Annotated in this window: 13 protein-coding genes; 5 read left to right on the top strand and 8 right to left on the bottom strand. The window is 70.6% G+C overall.

Annotation, left to right across the window (positions count from 1 at the left end; all coding sequences use genetic code 11):
- Positions 1 to 2: 2 nt before the first annotated feature.
- The 8 genes from AB0H64_RS11015 to AB0H64_RS10980 form a co-directional block, all read right to left on the bottom strand.
- Positions 3 to 1,103: a hypothetical protein gene (locus tag AB0H64_RS11015; RefSeq protein WP_357622711.1), complete on the bottom strand. Its 1,101-nt coding sequence runs from the start codon at positions 1,101 to 1,103 to the stop codon at positions 3 to 5.
- Positions 1,100 to 1,531, bottom strand: coding sequence for a hypothetical protein (locus AB0H64_RS11010; protein WP_357622710.1), 432 nt, complete (start codon positions 1,529 to 1,531; stop codon positions 1,100 to 1,102). Before AB0H64_RS11010 ends, AB0H64_RS11015 begins: the two co-directional genes overlap by 4 nt.
- A gap of 122 nt (positions 1,532 to 1,653) precedes the next feature.
- Entirely contained in the window at positions 1,654 to 2,886 is a 1,233-nt protein-coding gene (locus AB0H64_RS11005) for an enolase C-terminal domain-like protein (RefSeq protein WP_357622709.1), read from the bottom strand.
- A complete protein-coding gene (locus tag AB0H64_RS11000) occupies positions 2,883 to 5,903 on the bottom strand; it encodes a hypothetical protein (protein WP_357622707.1) in 3,021 nt (1,006 codons plus the stop codon). Before AB0H64_RS11000 ends, AB0H64_RS11005 begins: the two co-directional genes overlap by 4 nt.
- A complete protein-coding gene (locus AB0H64_RS10995) occupies positions 5,896 to 6,705 on the bottom strand; it encodes a carbohydrate ABC transporter permease (protein ID WP_357622705.1) in 810 nt (269 codons plus the stop codon). Before AB0H64_RS10995 ends, AB0H64_RS11000 begins: the two co-directional genes overlap by 8 nt.
- Positions 6,702 to 7,547 (bottom strand): sugar ABC transporter permease, encoded by an 846-nt coding sequence (locus tag AB0H64_RS10990; RefSeq protein ID WP_357622704.1) that lies wholly within the window; start codon positions 7,545 to 7,547, stop codon positions 6,702 to 6,704. The genes AB0H64_RS10995 and AB0H64_RS10990 overlap by 4 nt, the downstream gene beginning before the upstream one ends.
- The gene (locus AB0H64_RS10985; protein WP_357622702.1) at positions 7,544 to 8,794 is read right to left on the bottom strand and encodes an extracellular solute-binding protein; all 1,251 of its coding nucleotides are present in this window, start codon (positions 8,792 to 8,794) and stop codon (positions 7,544 to 7,546) included. Before AB0H64_RS10985 ends, AB0H64_RS10990 begins: the two co-directional genes overlap by 4 nt.
- A 17-nt stretch (positions 8,795 to 8,811) precedes the next feature.
- On the bottom strand, positions 8,812 to 9,522 hold the full coding sequence (locus AB0H64_RS10980; RefSeq protein ID WP_357622700.1) for an FCD domain-containing protein: 711 nt from the start codon (positions 9,520 to 9,522) through the stop codon (positions 8,812 to 8,814).
- 279 nt (positions 9,523 to 9,801) lie between these two features.
- On the opposite strand from AB0H64_RS10980, the gene AB0H64_RS10975 reads away from it, so the two are divergent.
- From AB0H64_RS10975 to AB0H64_RS10955, 5 genes are all read left to right on the top strand, one after another.
- The gene (locus AB0H64_RS10975) at positions 9,802 to 10,926 is read left to right on the top strand and encodes an epoxide hydrolase family protein (RefSeq protein WP_357622699.1); all 1,125 of its coding nucleotides are present in this window, start codon (positions 9,802 to 9,804) and stop codon (positions 10,924 to 10,926) included.
- Positions 10,927 to 11,283: 357 nt separating this feature from the next.
- Positions 11,284 to 12,261, top strand: coding sequence for an ABC transporter permease (locus tag AB0H64_RS10970; RefSeq protein ID WP_357622697.1), 978 nt, complete (start codon positions 11,284 to 11,286; stop codon positions 12,259 to 12,261).
- Positions 12,262 to 13,101: an ABC transporter permease gene (locus AB0H64_RS10965; RefSeq protein ID WP_357622695.1), complete on the top strand. Its 840-nt coding sequence runs from the start codon at positions 12,262 to 12,264 to the stop codon at positions 13,099 to 13,101.
- Entirely contained in the window at positions 13,098 to 15,167 is a 2,070-nt protein-coding gene (locus AB0H64_RS10960; RefSeq protein ID WP_357622693.1) for an ABC transporter ATP-binding protein, read from the top strand. The genes AB0H64_RS10965 and AB0H64_RS10960 overlap by 4 nt, the downstream gene beginning before the upstream one ends.
- The gene (locus tag AB0H64_RS10955) at positions 15,164 to 16,879 is read left to right on the top strand and encodes an ABC transporter family substrate-binding protein (RefSeq protein WP_357622692.1); all 1,716 of its coding nucleotides are present in this window, start codon (positions 15,164 to 15,166) and stop codon (positions 16,877 to 16,879) included. Before AB0H64_RS10960 ends, AB0H64_RS10955 begins: the two co-directional genes overlap by 4 nt.
- Position 16,880: the final 1 nt, after the last annotated feature.

Raw genomic sequence — 16,880 nt, 5'->3', positions numbered from 1 at the left:
CGTCAGCGTTCTAAGACCGCGCTGGTCAGATCGCCGGTCAGGTCGCCGGTCACATCAGCGGTCAGGTCGGCGGCGCGGGCCAGGCGGGCGCGCAGGTCGTCGCGGAGGGCCGCGAACCGGGCGGGCTCGGCCGCGATGACGGCGCGCTGCGCCGCGGCGTCGGCGGCGTACCAGGCGCTCACCAGCCCCGAGGACCACTTGCAGGCCGTGTCGGCCGTCGCCGTCCGCCGCTCCGGTGCCGTGACGGCGTCGGAGCGCAGGTCCCAGCGGGGGTCGGCGATGGCCGCCTCCGGTGACGGGTAGGGATGGCCGGCGCGCTCCATGCAGGCGCTCCAGCGGGCGGCGGCCTCGACGACGGCGGGGTGCCGGGCGGCCTGCTCGACCGTCCGCGCGTCCTGGAGCGCGAGCCACTGCCAGTCCGTGGCGGTGGCACGCGCCGCGCTCTCCCGGAGCGCGCCGGTCACGGGGTCCGCGGCGGCGGGCGCCGGGTCAGGCCCGGACAGCTCGGTCGTGACGCGCTCGGCGCAGCCCGGGTGGCCGGGGGCGCCGTCGAGGTCGCGGCGGGCGGAGCGGCTCAGGCCGGAGTCCCAGGCCGTGCCGGACGGCGCGGACGGGGGCAGGTGGTAGCCGCGGCGGCGGGCCCGGCCGGGGTCCGCGACGCCGTACCGGCGGCTGTTGCCAGGGTCCCCTGCGGCGACGGCGGCGGCGTCCGGGCGGGGCGGTGAGACGGCGTGACCGCGGCGGTGCATGCAGCGGGCGAGGAGCGCGGCGCGGGCGCGCGCCATCAGGGCACGCTGGCCCGGCGTGGGGCGGTAGGCGTCGAACGGCAGCACGAGGTCGGCGACCCGGGTCACCGGGTGCGCCGGCCCGTCACCGCCGGCGACCGGCCCATCGGTGACCGGTCCATCCATGGCCGGCCCATCGGTGACCGGCCGATCCGCCACGGGCGCACCAGGCGGCGGCGGTGGGGCGGCGGCGCAGGCCATGGTCGTGCAGGCCACGGCGCTCAGGAGCGCGCCGAGGGCCGCCGGGGCGCGGAAGGGTTCGCGGCGGCCGGTCTCCGGAGGCCCGATCCGGAAACCGGCCCCGCCCCATCCGGTCACACGCACCAGATGCTGAGGGAGCTCGCGGTGTTGTTGCCGACCTCGCTGCCGCCCAGGAAGGGGTCGGCGCGGCCGTCCGCGAACGTGCTGTGGGCGCCGGTGTAGAAGGGGTTCTGCCAGAGGACGACGTCGCAGCCGGCGTGGTTCTTGACGGAGCTGCTGTCGTCGTCCACCGGCCGCCCGCTCTCCAGCCCCTTCTTGTCCTCGAACCACCGGTCGTCGCCGAGGTACGGCTCGCTCGTGGCGAAGTCGCGCCACAGATCGCGCGGGTAGGCCCCGTCGTAGTTGTAGCCGTAGTACGCGTACAGGCACACCGTGTCCTTGCCGCAGCCGCCGTTCGGCCCCGCCAGCGCGGACGCCGCCGGCAGCACGAGGGTGAGCGTCGTGGCCGCGGCCAGGGCACCGGCCACGCGAGTGATCGTCCCCACAGCTGTCTCCCCGAGGGCCTCGAAGGTGAGTCTCCTTGATCGGTAACCTAGCGTGGCATGTCGCGTACGGTCCGTCATGACATGCCGAATCGTGCAAGGGAGACAGACGTGGGAGCGAGAGGCTAGAGGGGGACCTCCAGGGAGACGTCCGGGTCGGCGAAGCGGTCGTTGGGCACCTGGGCGTACCAGCCGGGCCGGCCCGGGTCCCGGTCGTAGGGGTAGCCGCCCAGCTCGCGGTAGAGCTCGGCGTAACGTTCCACCTTCTCCCGGTCCAGCCGCACGCCGAGCCCCGGCCCGGTGGGCACCGCGATGGCGCCGCCCGTGTACGGCAGCGGGCCGCCCTCGATGACGTCGTCGCGCAGCTGGTGGTAGTGGGCGTCGGCCGCGTACGTGAGGTTGGGCAGCACCGCGCCGAGGTGCAGCATGGTGGCGAGCTGGACGCCCAGCTCGCCGGAGGAGTGGACGGCGATGCCGAGCTGGAACGTCTCGCACACCCCGGCCGCCTTCACGCACGGCCGGATGCCGCCCCAGAAGGTGGTGTCGAGCAGGACCACGTCGGCGGCGCGGCGCAGCACGTTGGAGGCGAGCTGCTCGAAGTTGACGACGACGGTGTTCGTGGCGAGCGGCACCCGGACCTGCTCGCGCACGGCCCGCAGCCCCTCCAGGCCCCAGACGGGGTCCTCCAGGTAGTCGTTGTCCAGCCCCTCGATGGCCCGGCCGAAGCGCAGCCCCTCGGCCAGCGACAGCACCGCGTTGGGGTCGTAGCGCAGCCGGTCGCCGGGGAAGGCGTCGGCCAGCGCCCGGTAGCACTCCAGCTCGTGGTCGGGCGGGAAAACGCCGCCCTTGAGCTTGTGGACGGTGAACCCGTGCGCCTCCTTCAGATCCCGCGCGTGCGCGACGAGCTGGTCGGGGGTGCGGATCTCGGGGTGTCCCTCGGCCGCGTACCGGAAGAACAGGTACGACGCGAACGGCACGGCGTCGCGGACGCGGCCGCCCAGCAGCTCGCTGACCGGCACGCCGAGCCGCTGCCCGACGAGGTCGAGGCAGGCGAACTCGATGGCGGCGAGGAGCTGAGTGCGGTTGTTGTAGAGCGACGCCGTCGGATTCGCGATCTTGAAGCGGAGCGCTTCGAGCCGGAAGGGGTCGTGACCCTTCAGGTACGGCAGGAGCGCCCGGAAGGCCGCCTCGGCGCTCTCGCCTCCCCCGCCCATCTCGCCCAGGCCGACGAACCCGTCGTCGGTCTCGACCTCGACGAGCGTCCGGACGAACCGCCCCCAGTGGGCGCCGTTGCTGTGCCGCAGCGGCGCCTCCAGCGGTACGGCGACCGTGGTGGCCCGGATGTCAACGATCTTCACGCGCACGTCCCCCAGACCGCGGCCACCCCGCACGCGGGCAGCCGTACCTTGACCGATTCGCCCGCCACCTCGGCGGGTTCGCGCCCGCGCTCCAGCCCGGCGCTGACCCGGGCGGAGCGCAGCCCGGGCAGGGTGAGCGTGACCTCGACCGGCTCGGCGGCCAGCGACTGGAGCCGGACGACCCGCTCGGCCCCCGCCTGCCCGATCGAGGTGACCAGCACGTCGGGATGGTCCACCGACGCGTACGACCGGACGGCGTCGCCCGACGGGCCGGTGACCAGCACGCCCGCGAACGGCTCGGTCAGCCCGGAGGCCGCGAGCGCGCCCAGCCGCCTGCCCTCGGCGCCCGCCTCGGACATGACCGCGTAGCGGAACGTGGTCTCGCCCTGCTGCTGCGCCGGGAAGTTCGTGTCCCAGATGTTGTTGAGCGCCCAGGAGTACACCGTGCCGTCCTCCCGCTCCAGCGTCGGCGGGAACGGCGCGTACGGCATGTGGATGGTGCCGAGCTGCACCAGCGGCGCCTCCAGCGTGGCCCAGGCGACGGTCAGCTCGGGGTCGTCGAAGGCGATCCAGTGCCGGATGGGCAGCATGTACGCGGCTGAGCCGGGCACCTGCGGCACGTCCGGCCCGCCGACGCCGCCGGTCAGCTCCCAGGCGGTCGCCTTGCCGGCGGCGAACGGGAAGGCCAGGAAGACCGCCTCCTTCGCCGGGGTGCCCTGCTTGGCGAGCTGGTAGGTCAGGTCCAGCCGGGGGACGCCGCGGTGCAGCTCGATCGTGGTGCGCAGCCAGTCCACGCCCTTGCCCTGGAGCTCCACGACCAGCCGCTCGGTCACGGCGGTGCGCTGGGCCTTGACGACGGTGGCGTTCCGGCCGATGGCTCGGTCGCCGAGCAGCGTGCGGTCGTGCGCGCCCACGTGCCCGGACAGGTGGTTGAAGTGCGGGGCGGTGGCGTAGCGGTCGTAGACGTACTGGCCGAAGCCGGCCGCCGCGTCCCGGTTGACCAGCTCCCGGCCGGCGACCTTGTCGAAGATCGAGCCGATGTAGCCCTCGCGGACGTCGTACGTCACCCGGTAGAACTCGTTCTCGATGACCCCGCCCGGGTCGGCCTCGACCGGCTCGGCCGCCTGGCTCTCGCTCCTGACCACGTCGATCCGGGCGTAGCCGTGGCCGGGGACGTCGGGCACCACCGCGTGCAGGTGCCGCCCGATCGGCCGGGTCGGCCAGTCGTCGGGGTGGACGTACTCCTCGTGGTGGGCGAGCGTCTCGCCGGTCCGGGCGTCCACCAGCGCGATCGGCACGTCGGCGGCCACCACGTCGCGCGGCAGGAACGCCCGCACGAGGTCGGTGCGGGCCCGCGTCGCCGGGTTGAACACCGCGAACGACGCCAGGGCGCCGTCCGGGTGGCCGCCCTCGCCGGACAGGGCCGCGCCGAAGCGGCGGACCGCGGCGTGCAGCAGGTCGGCCGCGTCGTCCTGTGCGTCGTAGGCGCCCGACGACTTGCGGGTCCACTGCAGCCCGCCTGAGTCGCCGGCCTCCTCGGCGTCCTCCCACGGGTTCGCGGCGCCCCAGGTGTGCTCGTTGAACAGCGCCACCTTGTCGTACGCCTCGTCGATCTGCTCGGTGGCGTCCGCCCCGGCGAGCGTGTGCAGGGTCTCGGCGGCGCGCAGCGCCGACTGCGCCCGCCGCACGTAGCCGAGCGGGCGCGCGCCCGAGCCGAGCCCGTCGGCCCACCAGTCGGTCCAGTCGCCCTCGTGGACGGCCAGCCGGTCGAGGTAGCGCTCCTCGACGTGCTCGAAGAAGTCGCTGTTGACGGCCGAGCGCAGGCGCGGGTAGGCCCAGTTCTCGTTCCAGGTCCGCGCGATCGCGGCGGGCACGATCGACGGGCCGGCGTTGTCGGCGTGCGCGCCCTGCACGCGCAGGTGCAGCACGTCCAGCTCGTACGGCTCCCGGGGCGCGTCCGGCCCCTGCCAGCCGAACGTGCCCGGCCCGTACGGGTACCCGCGCGAGGCCAGGGCGGACAGGTAGCGCGGCAGCAGGTCGTCGGCCAGCTCGTAGGAGTCGGTCAGCCCGACCGTGTTGCCCTCCATGTAGGCCATGCCGTGGGGGGTGTCGGTGAACCAGACCAGCAGCTCGTTGCCGCTGGGCGCCCGCCACCGGAACGGCCGGGTCAGCTTGTCGCCGCCGTGCAGGTACGGCACGGACCGCCCGGCCCAGTTGTGGGCCGCGGCGAGGTAGCGCACCCCCGCCGCGTTGAGCGCGTCGACCAGGCCGACCACGGCGCCGGGGACGTCGGTGTGCATGGCCGAGCGCGTGGCGAAGCCGTACCGGTCGTGCAGCTCGGAGGTGAAGCGGAGCTGCCGGTAGAGCTCCTCGGTCGAGCACGCCTCGGTGTGGAGCTGGAACGGCAGGGCGGTCACCTCGATGATCCCCTCGCGGGCCAGCGCGGCGAATGCCCCGACCTGCTCGGCGGGCCGGGCGGCGAGCCACTTCAGCGCCGGCATCGACGACTCGACCGTCCAGCGGAACTTCGCGTCGTCGGGCCAGGAGGCGGTCTCGCCGGCCAGGCGGACCGCCGCGTCGAGGTATTCGAGGTGGTGGCGGAGCACCGTGCCCTGCGGGTCGGTGTAGCCGATGTCCAGGTGGGAGTGGTGGACGACGAACACGCTCCACTTGCGCTGCGGCGTCACGGTGATCAGCGCGGACCCGACGAGCCCCTCGTCGTCGCGCGACTCCAGCGTGAACGCGCGCGGCCCGGACACCTCGGGCACGAGCAGCGTGACGTCGGAGCCGGTGGCGCTGTCCGCCCCGACCAGCACGTGCGTCAGCGGCCGCGTGCTCGACACCCGGACCGCCTGGCGGCCGTCGTGCGTGAACAACGGCAGGACCGCGACCCGCACCTCCAGCCCCCGCAGCTCGATGACGGGGGACGAGGTGTCGTTGCGCAGCGCCTGCCTGATCCCGTCGTAGTCCGGGGAGCCCAGGCTCCGCTGCAGCAACCGGCTGGTCAATTCAGACACTCCCTAGGGACAGGCCTCGGGCGAAGAGGCGCTGGGTGGCGAGGAACAGCACGACCGTCGGCAGCGAGCACATCAGGCCCGCCGCCAGGCCCACGGGCACGGGGGTGCCCGCGTAGACGTCGGACATCAGGCCGGCGAGCGCGGTCATCACGGGCCGCACGCTCTCGGTCGTGGACAGGGTCAGACCGAAGATCAGATCGTTCCAGATGAAGGTGAACTCGAGGATGAACACGGCGGCGAGCGCGCTGGTCGAGATCGGCAGGTAGACGCGCCAGAAGATGCGGAAGGTGGACGCGCCGTCCATCCGGGCGGCCTCGAAGATCGAGAACGCCACGCCGCTGTAGAAGTTGCGCAGCACGAACGCGGCCAGGGGGACGTTGATGGCCGTGTAGATGAGGATCATGCCGGCCCGGCTGTCGTACAGGCCGGCGTCGCTGTAGCCCACGAAGAGCGGCACCAGCAGCATCTGCGACGGGAACACCGTTCCACCGAAGATGAGCAGGAACCACCAGAACCCGTGACGCAACCGGAGCACCACGATGGTGTACCCGGCCAGCGCCCCGACGACGACGCCGAGCAGCGGCGACACCACGCTGTAGAGCGCGCTGCTGGCCAGGCTGGAGCCCAGGTCCACCTTGTCGAGCGCGGTCGCGAAGTTGGCGAACAGCGCGAAGTCGCCCGGCGGCGCCCAGGCCGTCGCCGGGTCGTACGACGCGGCCGGGCGGGAGGCGTTGACCAGCAGGAGATAGGTGGGGCCCAGCCAGATCAGCCCCAGCACGACGAGCACGGCCCGCCTGATCATCGGATCTGCCTCCTCAGGTAGAGGTAGGAGGCCAGGCCGGTGACGACGGTCAGCATGACCGCCACCGCGGAGCCGTAGCCGTAGTCGCTGGCCACGAACGTCTCCTTGTACATGGTCACCGCGAGCGTCTCGGAGTTGCGTCCCGGCCCGCCCTGGGTCATCACCCAGACGATGTCGAACGTCTTCAGGCTCGCCACCAGCGCCAGCCCCACGACCACGGCGGTCAGCGGGCGCATCAGCGGCCAGGTGATGTGCCGGAACAGCCGCCATCCCGACGCGCCGTCGAGCCGGGCCGCCTCGATCGGCTCCTTGGGGATCGACTGGAGGCCCACCACGAACAGCAGCGTGTTGACGCCGAGCTGCTGCCAGGTCCACACCAGCAGCATGGCCAGCGTGTTGGCCGGGGCGGTCTGCAGGAACGCCGTGTCCACGCCGAGCACCAGGTTGGCGACGCCGCCGTGGGACAGGATCGGGCTCCACACCAGGGCGAGCCCGGCGCCGCTGAGCGCGTACGGGAGCATGAACGGCACCCGGTACCACGCGCCGCCCCTGATGTCGTAGGACAGGACGGCCACCAGCAGGCCGAGGCCGACGGGCAGCGCCATCGTGCCGAGCACCCACAGCAGCGTGTTGCGCAGCGAGGTCAGCAGCGCGGGGTCGTCGAGGAGCTGGGCGAAGTTGGCCGCGCCGACCCACTCGGGCGGCGCCAGGCCGTCGTAGCGGGTGAGGCTCAGGTACGCGGTCCACACGAACGGCGCGTAGAGCAGCCCCGCGACCAGCAGGGCCGCAGGGGCGACGTACCCGTGCCGGAACCGCCCCAGAATGGGCGTACGGGTGGTCACTGGTGCGCGCTCCAGTACTCGTCGGCCTCCTTCTGGATCGTCTCCAGCACCTCCTTGTACGTGCCGGGCTCGGTGACGAACTTGCCGAAGCCGTCGAGGGCGGCGGTCAGGACGGGCGGCGGCGTGGCCTCGAAGTAGCGGTTGACCAGGCGGTACTTACCGCTGCCCGCGTCCTTGGTGATCTGGCCGAGCGCCTCGTCCTTGATCACGACCTTGGGGTTGGCGCTCACGTCGCCGCGGCTGCTCGCCCACTTCTCCTGGGCCTCGGCGGTGGTCCACCACTTGAGGTACTTCGTGCTCGCGTCCGGGTCGGCGGCCTTGGTCAGCGAGCAGAGCGGGCCGCTCTCGAAGATCACGGAGGTCTTGGGGAGGGAGGGGTTGACGTTGGGGATCACGAAGAAGCCGTAGTCGGTGCCCGCCTTCATGCTCCGCTGGGTCATGCTGGTGTTGAACCAGGTGCCGAACGAGATCATCGCGGCCTTGCCGCTCTTCATCACGTCGCCCGGGTCCGTCTTGTCACCGGGGTTCACGAAGTATCCGGCGTCGATGAGCTGCTTCCACTTCTCCATCACCTGGACCACACCGGGGTCGGTGTACTTGGCCTTGCCGGTGGACAAGCGGTCGTACAGGTCGGGGTCGCTGCCGGCCATGAGCTGCTCGAACCAGACGAAGGAGAACAGCACGCTGGTGTGGTAGAAGGGCGTGACCCCGGCCTTCTTCAGCGTGGCGGCGGCGCCGACCAGCTCGTCCCACGTGGTCGGCGGCTTGAGGCCGTGCTGGTCGAAGAGCTTCTTGTTGTAGAACATCCCCCAGTAGGCGACGTTCATCGGCACGCAGTACTGCTTGCCGTCGATCGTGTAGTACTGCGCGAGGTCCTGCGACAGATCCCCCGCCTTGATCGCCTCCTGCCAGACGGCCGTGGTGTCGGCCACCTGCTTCTGCTTGACGATCTCCTCCAGCATCCCCCCGGTCTGCCAGGTGAACAGGTCCGGCTTGACGTTGGTGCGGAACGACGCCTTGATGAACGCCTGGTACTGCGCCGAGTCGGTGTAGCCCGTCGGCTTCATGCCCAGGCCGATCTTCTGCTTCGACAGCGCGCCCATCTCGTCGAAGTACTTGCTCCAGGCGCCCTTGTCGTTGTACAGCGTCAGCTCGGTCTTCTTCTGCTGGGTTCCGGCTCCGGTGCCGCCACAGGCGGCGAGGAAGAGGGCGGCGACGCCGAGCGTGGCCATGCGTGACCGGATCATGCCCCGGCCTCCTTGTTTCACTTGGGGGGGTGGTGCAACCTCTGCTCAACTACGGTCTTGACGTCCACCAGGTGGGCCCGCATGCGCTCCTCGGCCGCCGCGGCGTCGCCTGCGACGATGGCCTCCAGGATCGCCCGGTGCTCCTCGTAGTCCCGGCGGCGGTCGTCGAAGATCTGCAGGATCGCCCGCTGCTCGGCCCCGTGGACCGTGAGCAGCGAGTCGACGATCTCGTGCAGCACGCCGTTGCCGGCCAGCCGGGCGGTCGCCCGGTGGAAGGTCATGTTGGTCTCGTGCAGCTCGGCGTCCTCACCGCGCAGATGCCGGGCGGCCTCGTCCAGCACGCGCTCCAGCACGGCAAGCTGGCCGCCGCGACCGCTCGCCGCGCGCCGGGCCGCCATGGCGGCCAGCGGCGGCTCGATGACCACGCGGGCGCCGAGCAGCTCCACGAGCTGGTCGCCGTCCAGCTCGCGCATGTTGGGGTTGGGCAGCACGACCCGCTCGATGTCGGCTCCGACGTAGATGCCGGAGCCGTGCCGCATCTCGACGGCCCCGGTGGCCTCAAGCCGGCGAAGCGCCTCACGCAGTGTCGGGGTGGTGACGGCGAAGCGCTGGGACAGCTCCCTGGTCGAAGGCAGCCGGTCACCCGGCCGGAGCCCGCCGGTGTGGATGAGCTCCAGCATGCGCTCGGTCAGAGCGTCGGACAGGGTCGACCGCACAACCTCGGACATATCAAGTGATCTAATCACTTAACGGTGCTGGCGTCTATGAGGGATTTCGGGTTCGTACCCCGCCACGCGGCTTCGCGAACCGGGTCAGCTGCCGAGCAGGTCCTTCATCTGGGCGATCTGGGCCCGGCGGGACTCGCGCACCCGCTCTGCCCAGCGCTTCACCTCGGGGTTCGCCTGGGTTGGACAGCGTGCCGTGGGCATTGGCCGCCGAGGCGGGAAGCAGGACTGCGCGCGCAATGCGGAAGGGGATCGGCCGCGTTTCCTCCTAGCCTCGGCGCCATGGATCATGACCTGACACCGTTCCGCATCGACGTCCCCCAGTCCGGCCTCGACGAGCTCGCGCGCCGGCTCGACGCGTCCCGCTGGCCCGACGAACTCCCGGACGCCGGTTGGGACTACGGCGTCGCCTCCGGCCACCTGCGGGAGCTGGCCGAGTACTGGCGTGACGGGTACGACTGGCGCAGGCAGGAGCGGCGGCTGAACGAGCTGCCGCAGTACACCACCGAGATCGACGGGCAGCGCGTGCACCTCGCCCACGTGCGCTCGCCCGAGCCGGACGCCGTACCCCTGCTCGTCACCCACGGCTGGCCGAGCACCGTCGCCGACTTCCTGGACATCGTGCGCCCGCTGACCGAGCCCGGTGGGGGCGGCGCGCCCGCCTTCCACCTGGTGCTGCCCTCCCTGCCCGGCTTCGGCTTCTCCGGCCCCACCCGCGAGCGCGGCTGGGACGTCACCCGGATCGCCCGCGCCTGGGCCGAGCTGATGCGCCGGCTCGGCTACGACCGCTACATCGTGCAGGGCGGCGACTTCGGGTCCCTGATCTCCCCCGAGGTGGCCAGGGTCGCGCCCGAGCATGTCATCGGCGTCCACCTCAACGCCATGGTGACCGCCTCCACGCCCGCCCCGGGAACGTCCGGGCTCACCCCGGAGGAGCTGGCCAAGGCGCGGGCCACCGCCGAGAAGTGGCGCGAGCGGTCCGGGTACGCCACCATCCAGTCGACCCGCCCGCAGACCCTCTCCTACGCCCTCACCGACTCACCCCTCGGCCTGCTCGCCTGGAACCTCGAATGGTTCGTCGACTACGACCCCGCCCGGGGCGTGCAGACCCCGGTCGACCGGGACGCGATCCTGACGAACGTCTCCACCTTCTGGCTCACCCGCACCGCCGGGTCGTCGATGCGCCTCTACAAGGAGGCCGCCGCGGCCTTCCAGGAGCGCAGACCCGCCACCGGCGTGCCGACCGGCGTCGCGATCTTCCCCGGCGACGGCAGTATCCGCACGCTCGCCGAGCGACTGCACACGATCGTCAGATGGACCGAGTACGACCGGGGCGGGCACTTCGCGTCCCTCCAGGCGCCGGACCTCCTGGTCGAGGACATCCGCGCCTTCCGCGCCGCCCTCTGACCCCGCCTTCGCCGAGCCCGTGGGGTTGCCGTTCGTCAACATTCCTGTTACCCAGCGGCACCGTAAGGTTTGTCCGGGTTTTGTGACACTGGTCGCCCCGGCAGGCCCCGAAACCGTACATCTGACGCCCTGTCACCGCAGGTCGAGCCGCTTTCCAGGCCCAGAGAGATCATGTCGCGACTTTGTGTAGTGACCTGACTGTTATGCCGACGTTTTGCTAGGTGCGAGGTTTGGGTGGATATTCTGCGGCTTGCGTGTCGTCCCCACATCTAGTGGTTTCTGTGGCACACGACAGCTTCTCGTTGCGGGGGCCCTCCGGCTCGGACGTCGACCCCCGTGCACGGCGTACGGAGGGAAATGGGCAAGTTCCTGCTCCGCCGGCTGGCAACCAATCTGATCTTGATTGCTCTGGCGGCCAGTCTGGCGTACATGCTCGCCGCCACGACCATGAACCCCCGTGGCGCGTACGAGGGCCGCCAGCCGCCGGTCGCCGAGGAGGTCATCGACGCCACCCTCGACGCCTACAACCTCAACGACAAGACCCCGGTCTTCGAGCGGTACCTGACCTGGGCCGGAGGCGTCGTGACCGGCGACTTCGGCAAGACCTGGAACGGCGGCTCGGTCAACGAGGAGATGGGCCGCCGGATCATGGTGAGCCTGCGACTGCTGCTCATCGGCACCCTGCTCGGGTTCGCGCTGGGGGTCGGGGTGGGGGCCTACTCCGCCGTGCGGCAGTACAGATTCAGCGACCGCGCCATCGGCGTCAGCTCGTTCGTGATCATGGCGATCCCGGTGTTCCTGCTGGCCACGCTGCTGGCGATCGCCACGTACAGCCTGAACCGCGGGCTCGGCTTCACGCTGATCGAGTACACCGGCGAGTACAACCCGAGGTTGGCGGGCCTGGACCTGTTCCTCAACCGGTTGAACCACCTCATCCTGCCGACCATCTCGCTCACCCTCGGCTCGATCGCCTTCTACAGCCGCATCCAGCGCAACATGATGCTCGACGTGCTGAACCAGGACTTCGTCCGCACGGCCATGGCCAAGGGACTGAGGCGCAGGACGGCACTGTTCAAGCATGCGCTGCGGACCGCGCTGATCCCGTCGGCCACGTACTTCGCGTTCGCGTTCGGCACCATGCTCACCGGAGCGATCTTCACCGAGAAGATCTTCTCCTGGCACGGCATGGGCGCCTGGCTGATCGACGCGATCAACCAGAACGACGTCAACTCCGTCGCCGCGGTGAGCCTGTTCACGGCGGTCTGCGTGCTGTTCGCCGCGTTCCTGTCGGACCTGCTGGTGGCGGCCCTCGATCCTCGGGTGCGGGTGAGCTAGGTGCGTTCCAAGGTCGTATTCGGGCGGCTCCTGCGCAATCGGCAGGCCCGCTATGGCGGCATCGCCCTGATCCTGCTCATCGCGCTGGCCTACCTCGGCCCCTACGTCGGCGCGTACGACTGGACGGACAAGGACTTCCTGGCCTTCATGTCGGGACCCTCGTCCGACCACTGGTGGGGCACCACCTCGATCGGCCAGGACATGTACGCGGTGACGCTGCGCGGCATGCAGAAGTCGATCGTCATCGGCCTGCTGGTGGCGCTGTTCGCCACGGGCCTGGCCGCGCTGGTCGGCGCCTTCGCCGGATATTTCGGCGGCTGGCTGGACAAGGTGCTGATGTGGGGCGTGGACCTGCTCCTCGTCCTGCCCAGCTTCCTCATCATCGCCATCATCTCCCCCCGTCTGCGGGGCGCCTCGTGGCTCTGGTTCGTGGTGCTGCTGGCGGCGTTCGCCTGGATGATCACCTCCAGGGTCGTGCGCAGCATGACGCTCTCCCTGCGCGAGCGGGAGTACGTCCAGGCCGCGCTCTACATGGGCATCCCCCGCTGGAAGATCATCCTGCGGCACATCGTGCCCAACCTGTCCTCCCTGCTGATCATCGACGCCACGCTCAACGTCAGCGGCGCCGTCATCGGTGAGGCCGCCCTGTCGTTCTTCGGCTTCGGCATCCAGCCGCCCGACGTGTCGCTCGGCACCCTCATCGCCGAAGGCGCCCGCAACGCCACCGGCTACCCCTGGCTGTTCGCCTTCCCCGCCGGCCTGCTGGTGCTCCTGGTGCTCAGCATCAACCTGATCGGCGACGGACTGCGCGACGCGCTCGATCCCGGGAGCAACTCATGAGCATCTTGGAGGTCCGCGACCTCACCGTCACCTTCCCCGGCGAGATCCAGGCCGTGCGCGGCGTCAGCTACGACGTCGCCCGCGGCGAGGTGCTCGGCATCGTCGGCGAGTCCGGCTCCGGCAAGTCGGTGACCTCGCTGGCCGTCATGGGCCTGCTGCCGCAGAACGCCGTCGTCAGCGGCTCGGTCAAGCTGCACGGCCAGGAGCTGCTCGGCATGGACGAGGGCGAGCTGACCCGGGTCCGCGGCAAGGCCATCAGCATGATCTTCCAGGACCCGCTGTCGGCGTTCACCCCCGTCTACACGATCGGCGACCAGATCGCCGAGGCCGTCCGGGTCCACCAGAAGCTGGGCAAGGACAAGGCGGCCAAGCGCGCCGTCGAGCTGCTCGACCTGGTCGGCATCCCGCACCCGGCCGTGCGGGCCAAGGCGTTCCCGCACGAGTTCTCCGGCGGCATGCGGCAGCGCGCGATGATCGCCATGGCCATCGCCAACGACCCCGACCTGCTCATCTGCGACGAGCCCACCACGGCCCTCGACGTGACGATCCAGGCGCAGGTCCTGGAGGTGCTCAAGACCGCCCAGGCCGAGACGGGCGCCGGCATCGTGATGATCACCCACGACCTGGGCGTCATCGCGGGCATGGCCGACCGGGTGCTCGTCATGTACGCGGGCCGGCCCGTCGAGCAGGGCGTCGTGGACGACATCTACTACCGGCCGCGCATGCCGTACACGATGGGTCTGCTCGCGTCGATCCCCCGCGTCGACGGCGAGCAGGACACGCTCGTCCCCATCGAGGGCAACCCACCCTCGCCGGCGGCGCTGCCGCCCGGCTGCCCGTTCGCGCCGCGCTGCCCCATGCACATCGACGCGTGCGACGACGAGGAGCCACCGCTCACCGCGATCGGCGGCGGGCGGCACGTGGCCTGCATCCGCTCGCGCGAGATCGAGCACAAGGGCATGACCGGCGCCGACGTCTTCCCCGTGCCGGTCATCCCGCCGAGCGACGTGGCGCGGGTGCCGCGCGAGCAGCGCGCGACCGTGCTGGAGCTCGACGACCTCATCCGGCACTACCCGCTGATGAAGGGCGCGGTGTTCAAGCGCCGCGTCGGCACCGTCCACGCCGTGGACGGCATCAGCTTCGACATCGCCGAGGGCGAGACGCTGGCCCTGGTCGGCGAGTCGGGCTGCGGCAAGACGACCACCCTGCAGCAGATCATGCAGCTGGAGGCCCCGCAGCGCGGCCGGGTCGTCGTGCTCGGCAAGGACAGCTCCACGCTGGACAAGTCCGCGCGCAAGGCGCTCCGCGGCGACCTGCAGATCGTCTTCCAGGACCCGATGGCCGCGCTCGACCCGCGCATGCCGGTCGGCGACATCATCGCCGAGCCGCTGCGCGCCCACGGGCGCAAGAACGTGGCGCAGCGCGTAGCGGAGCTGCTGGAGCTCGTCGGGCTGGCGCCCGACCACGCCCAGCGCTACCCGCAGCAGTTCTCCGGCGGCCAGCGGCAGCGCATCGGCATCGCCCGCGCCCTCGCGCTGGAGCCCAAGCTCATCGTGCTCGACGAGCCGGTCTCCGCCCTCGACGTCTCCATCCAGGCCGGCGTGATCAACCTGCTGGAGGAGCTGAAGAACCGGCTCGGGCTGTCGTACCTGTTCGTAGCGCACGACCTGGCCGTGGTTCGGCACCTCGCCGACCGGGTCGCGGTCATGTACCTGGGGCGGATCGCCGAGATCGGCGCCGTCGAGAACGTCTACGACCGGCCCGCCCACCCCTACACGCAGGCGCTGCTCTCGGCGATCCCGCTGCCCGACCCGGAGTTGGAGCGCAGCCGTAAGCGGATCCTGCTCGAGGGCGACCTGCCCAGCCCGGCCGATCCCCCGTCGGGATGCCGGTTCCGCACCCGCTGCCCCAAGTTTGCCCGTCTCAGCGAGGCGGAGCGGCGGCGGTGCGTGGACGAGGAGCCCTCGGTTGCCCGGCTCGCGAACGCCAAGGACCACGGCGCCGCCTGCCATTACGCGGAGGAGATCGAGGTCATCACGGCCTCGGAACACCAGGAGGAACAGTGAAGGTTGGATACCGGGCGGCAGCGGGACTCGCGCTCCTCGCCATGGCCGTCGCGGCCTGCGGCGGCAGCGGCGGCAGCGGCGACTCCAAGAAGCCGAACGCCGAGCAGTCGCAGCAGGCTCAGAAGCAGATGGCCGAGACCCCGGCGGTCAGCATCAACCCGGTCGCCTACGAGCAGGTCAAGGACGGCGGCACCCTGACCCTCACGGTCGGGCAGTGGCCGAGCCAGTGGAACGGCAACCACGTCGACGGCAACCAGGCCGACACCGCGGACATGCTCGACGCGTTCATGCCGCAGCCGATGGTGTCCGACGCCGAGGCGAACTTCAAGCCGAACCCGGACTACCTGAGCGACGTGAAGATGGACACGTCCTCCGGCAAGCAGGTCGTCACCTGGACCTTCAACGAGAAGGCCACGTGGTCCGACGGCACCCCGATGGGGTGGAAGGACGTCGAGGCCATGTGGAAGGCCAACAACGGCAAGAACAAGAAGTACAAGCCGGCCTCCACCGACGGCTGGGACCGCATCGAGTCGGTCACCAAGGGCTCCTCGGACAAGGTCGCCGTCATGACCTTCGCCAAGGAGTACCCGGACTGGCAGGGTCTGCTCTCCCGCTCGCCGCACCTCTACCCCGCCTCGGCCAACGAGACGCCGGAGGCCGAGGAGAAGAACTACCTGCAGAAGATCCCGGTCACCGCCGGGCCCTTCAAGGTGGAGAAGATCGACGAGGGCACCAAGACCCTCACCCTCGTCCGTGACGACAAGTGGTGGGGCAAGAAGGCCAAGCTCGACAAGCTCATCTTCCGCACCATCGAGACGCCCGCCGCGCAGGTCAACGCCTTCGCCAACGGCGAGCTCGACGGCGTGGAGATCCCGCCGGGCAGCCCCGCCGACCTCAAGCGGGCCAAGGAAGTCCCGAACGTGGACATCCGCAAGGCGCTCAGCCCGAACTGGCGGCACATCACGGTCAACAACCAGAGCGCGTTCCTGAAGGACAAGTCGGTCCGCCAGGCCGTCGCGTACGCGATCAACCGTGACGTGATCACCCAGTCCGACCTCAAGGACATGGACTGGCCGCTGCAGACGCTCGGCAACCACGTCTTCATGAACAACCACAAGGGCTACGTCGACAACTCCGGCGACCTCGGCAAGTACAACCTGGACAAGGCCAAGCAGCTGCTCGACGCGGCCGGCTGGAAGCAGGAGGGCGACTACCGCAAGAAGGACGGCAAGGAGTTCGCGCTGAGCTTCACCGTCCCGGCGGGCCTGCCGTACGCCAAGACCGAGGGCGAGCTCACCCAGGCCATGCTCAAGGAGGCCGGGATCAAGCTAACGATCCGCCCGGTCCCCGATGACAAGTTCTTCACCGACTACATCATCAAGGGCGACTTCGACCTGGTCCCGTTCTCGTGGATCGGCACGCCGCTGCCGCTCGGCTCGCTGCCGCAGATCTACAAGACCGGCTCCGAGAGCAACTTCCCGAAGGGCAGCGACCCGGCCCTCGACGCCGCCATCGACGCCGCCGTGGGCGAGATGGACCCGGCCAAGGCCATCGAGAAGGCCAACGCAGCCGACAAGCTGATCTGGGACATGGTGCACACGATCCCGCTGTACCAGCGCCCCGACATCCAGGCGACCAAGAAGACCCTGGCGAACTGGGGCGCCAAGGGCTACCAGTCGCTGGACTACTCGATCGTCGGCTTCACCGGCTGAT

Source organism: Nonomuraea sp. NPDC050733, from assembly GCF_040654215.1.
In the GTDB taxonomy this organism is placed as follows: domain Bacteria; phylum Actinomycetota; class Actinomycetes; order Streptosporangiales; family Streptosporangiaceae; genus Nonomuraea.
This window is presented reverse-complemented; position numbering and strand designations above follow the sequence as displayed.

What these genes read in the sequence shown, in the direction of transcription:
- AB0H64_RS10970 (WP_357622697.1), top strand. Translation starts at nt 11,284, where the DNA reads ATGGGCAAGTTCCTGCTCCGCCGGCTGGCAACCAATCTGATCTTGATT.
- AB0H64_RS10995 (WP_357622705.1), bottom strand. Translation starts at nt 6,705, where the DNA reads ATGATCAGGCGGGCCGTGCTCGTCGTGCTGGGGCTGATCTGGCTGGGC.
- AB0H64_RS10960 (WP_357622693.1), top strand. Translation starts at nt 13,098, where the DNA reads ATGAGCATCTTGGAGGTCCGCGACCTCACCGTCACCTTCCCCGGCGAG.
- AB0H64_RS10985 (WP_357622702.1), bottom strand. Translation starts at nt 8,794, where the DNA reads ATGATCCGGTCACGCATGGCCACGCTCGGCGTCGCCGCCCTCTTCCTC.
- AB0H64_RS10975 (WP_357622699.1), top strand. Translation starts at nt 9,802, where the DNA reads ATGGATCATGACCTGACACCGTTCCGCATCGACGTCCCCCAGTCCGGC.
- AB0H64_RS10980 (WP_357622700.1), bottom strand. Translation starts at nt 9,522, where the DNA reads ATGTCCGAGGTTGTGCGGTCGACCCTGTCCGACGCTCTGACCGAGCGC.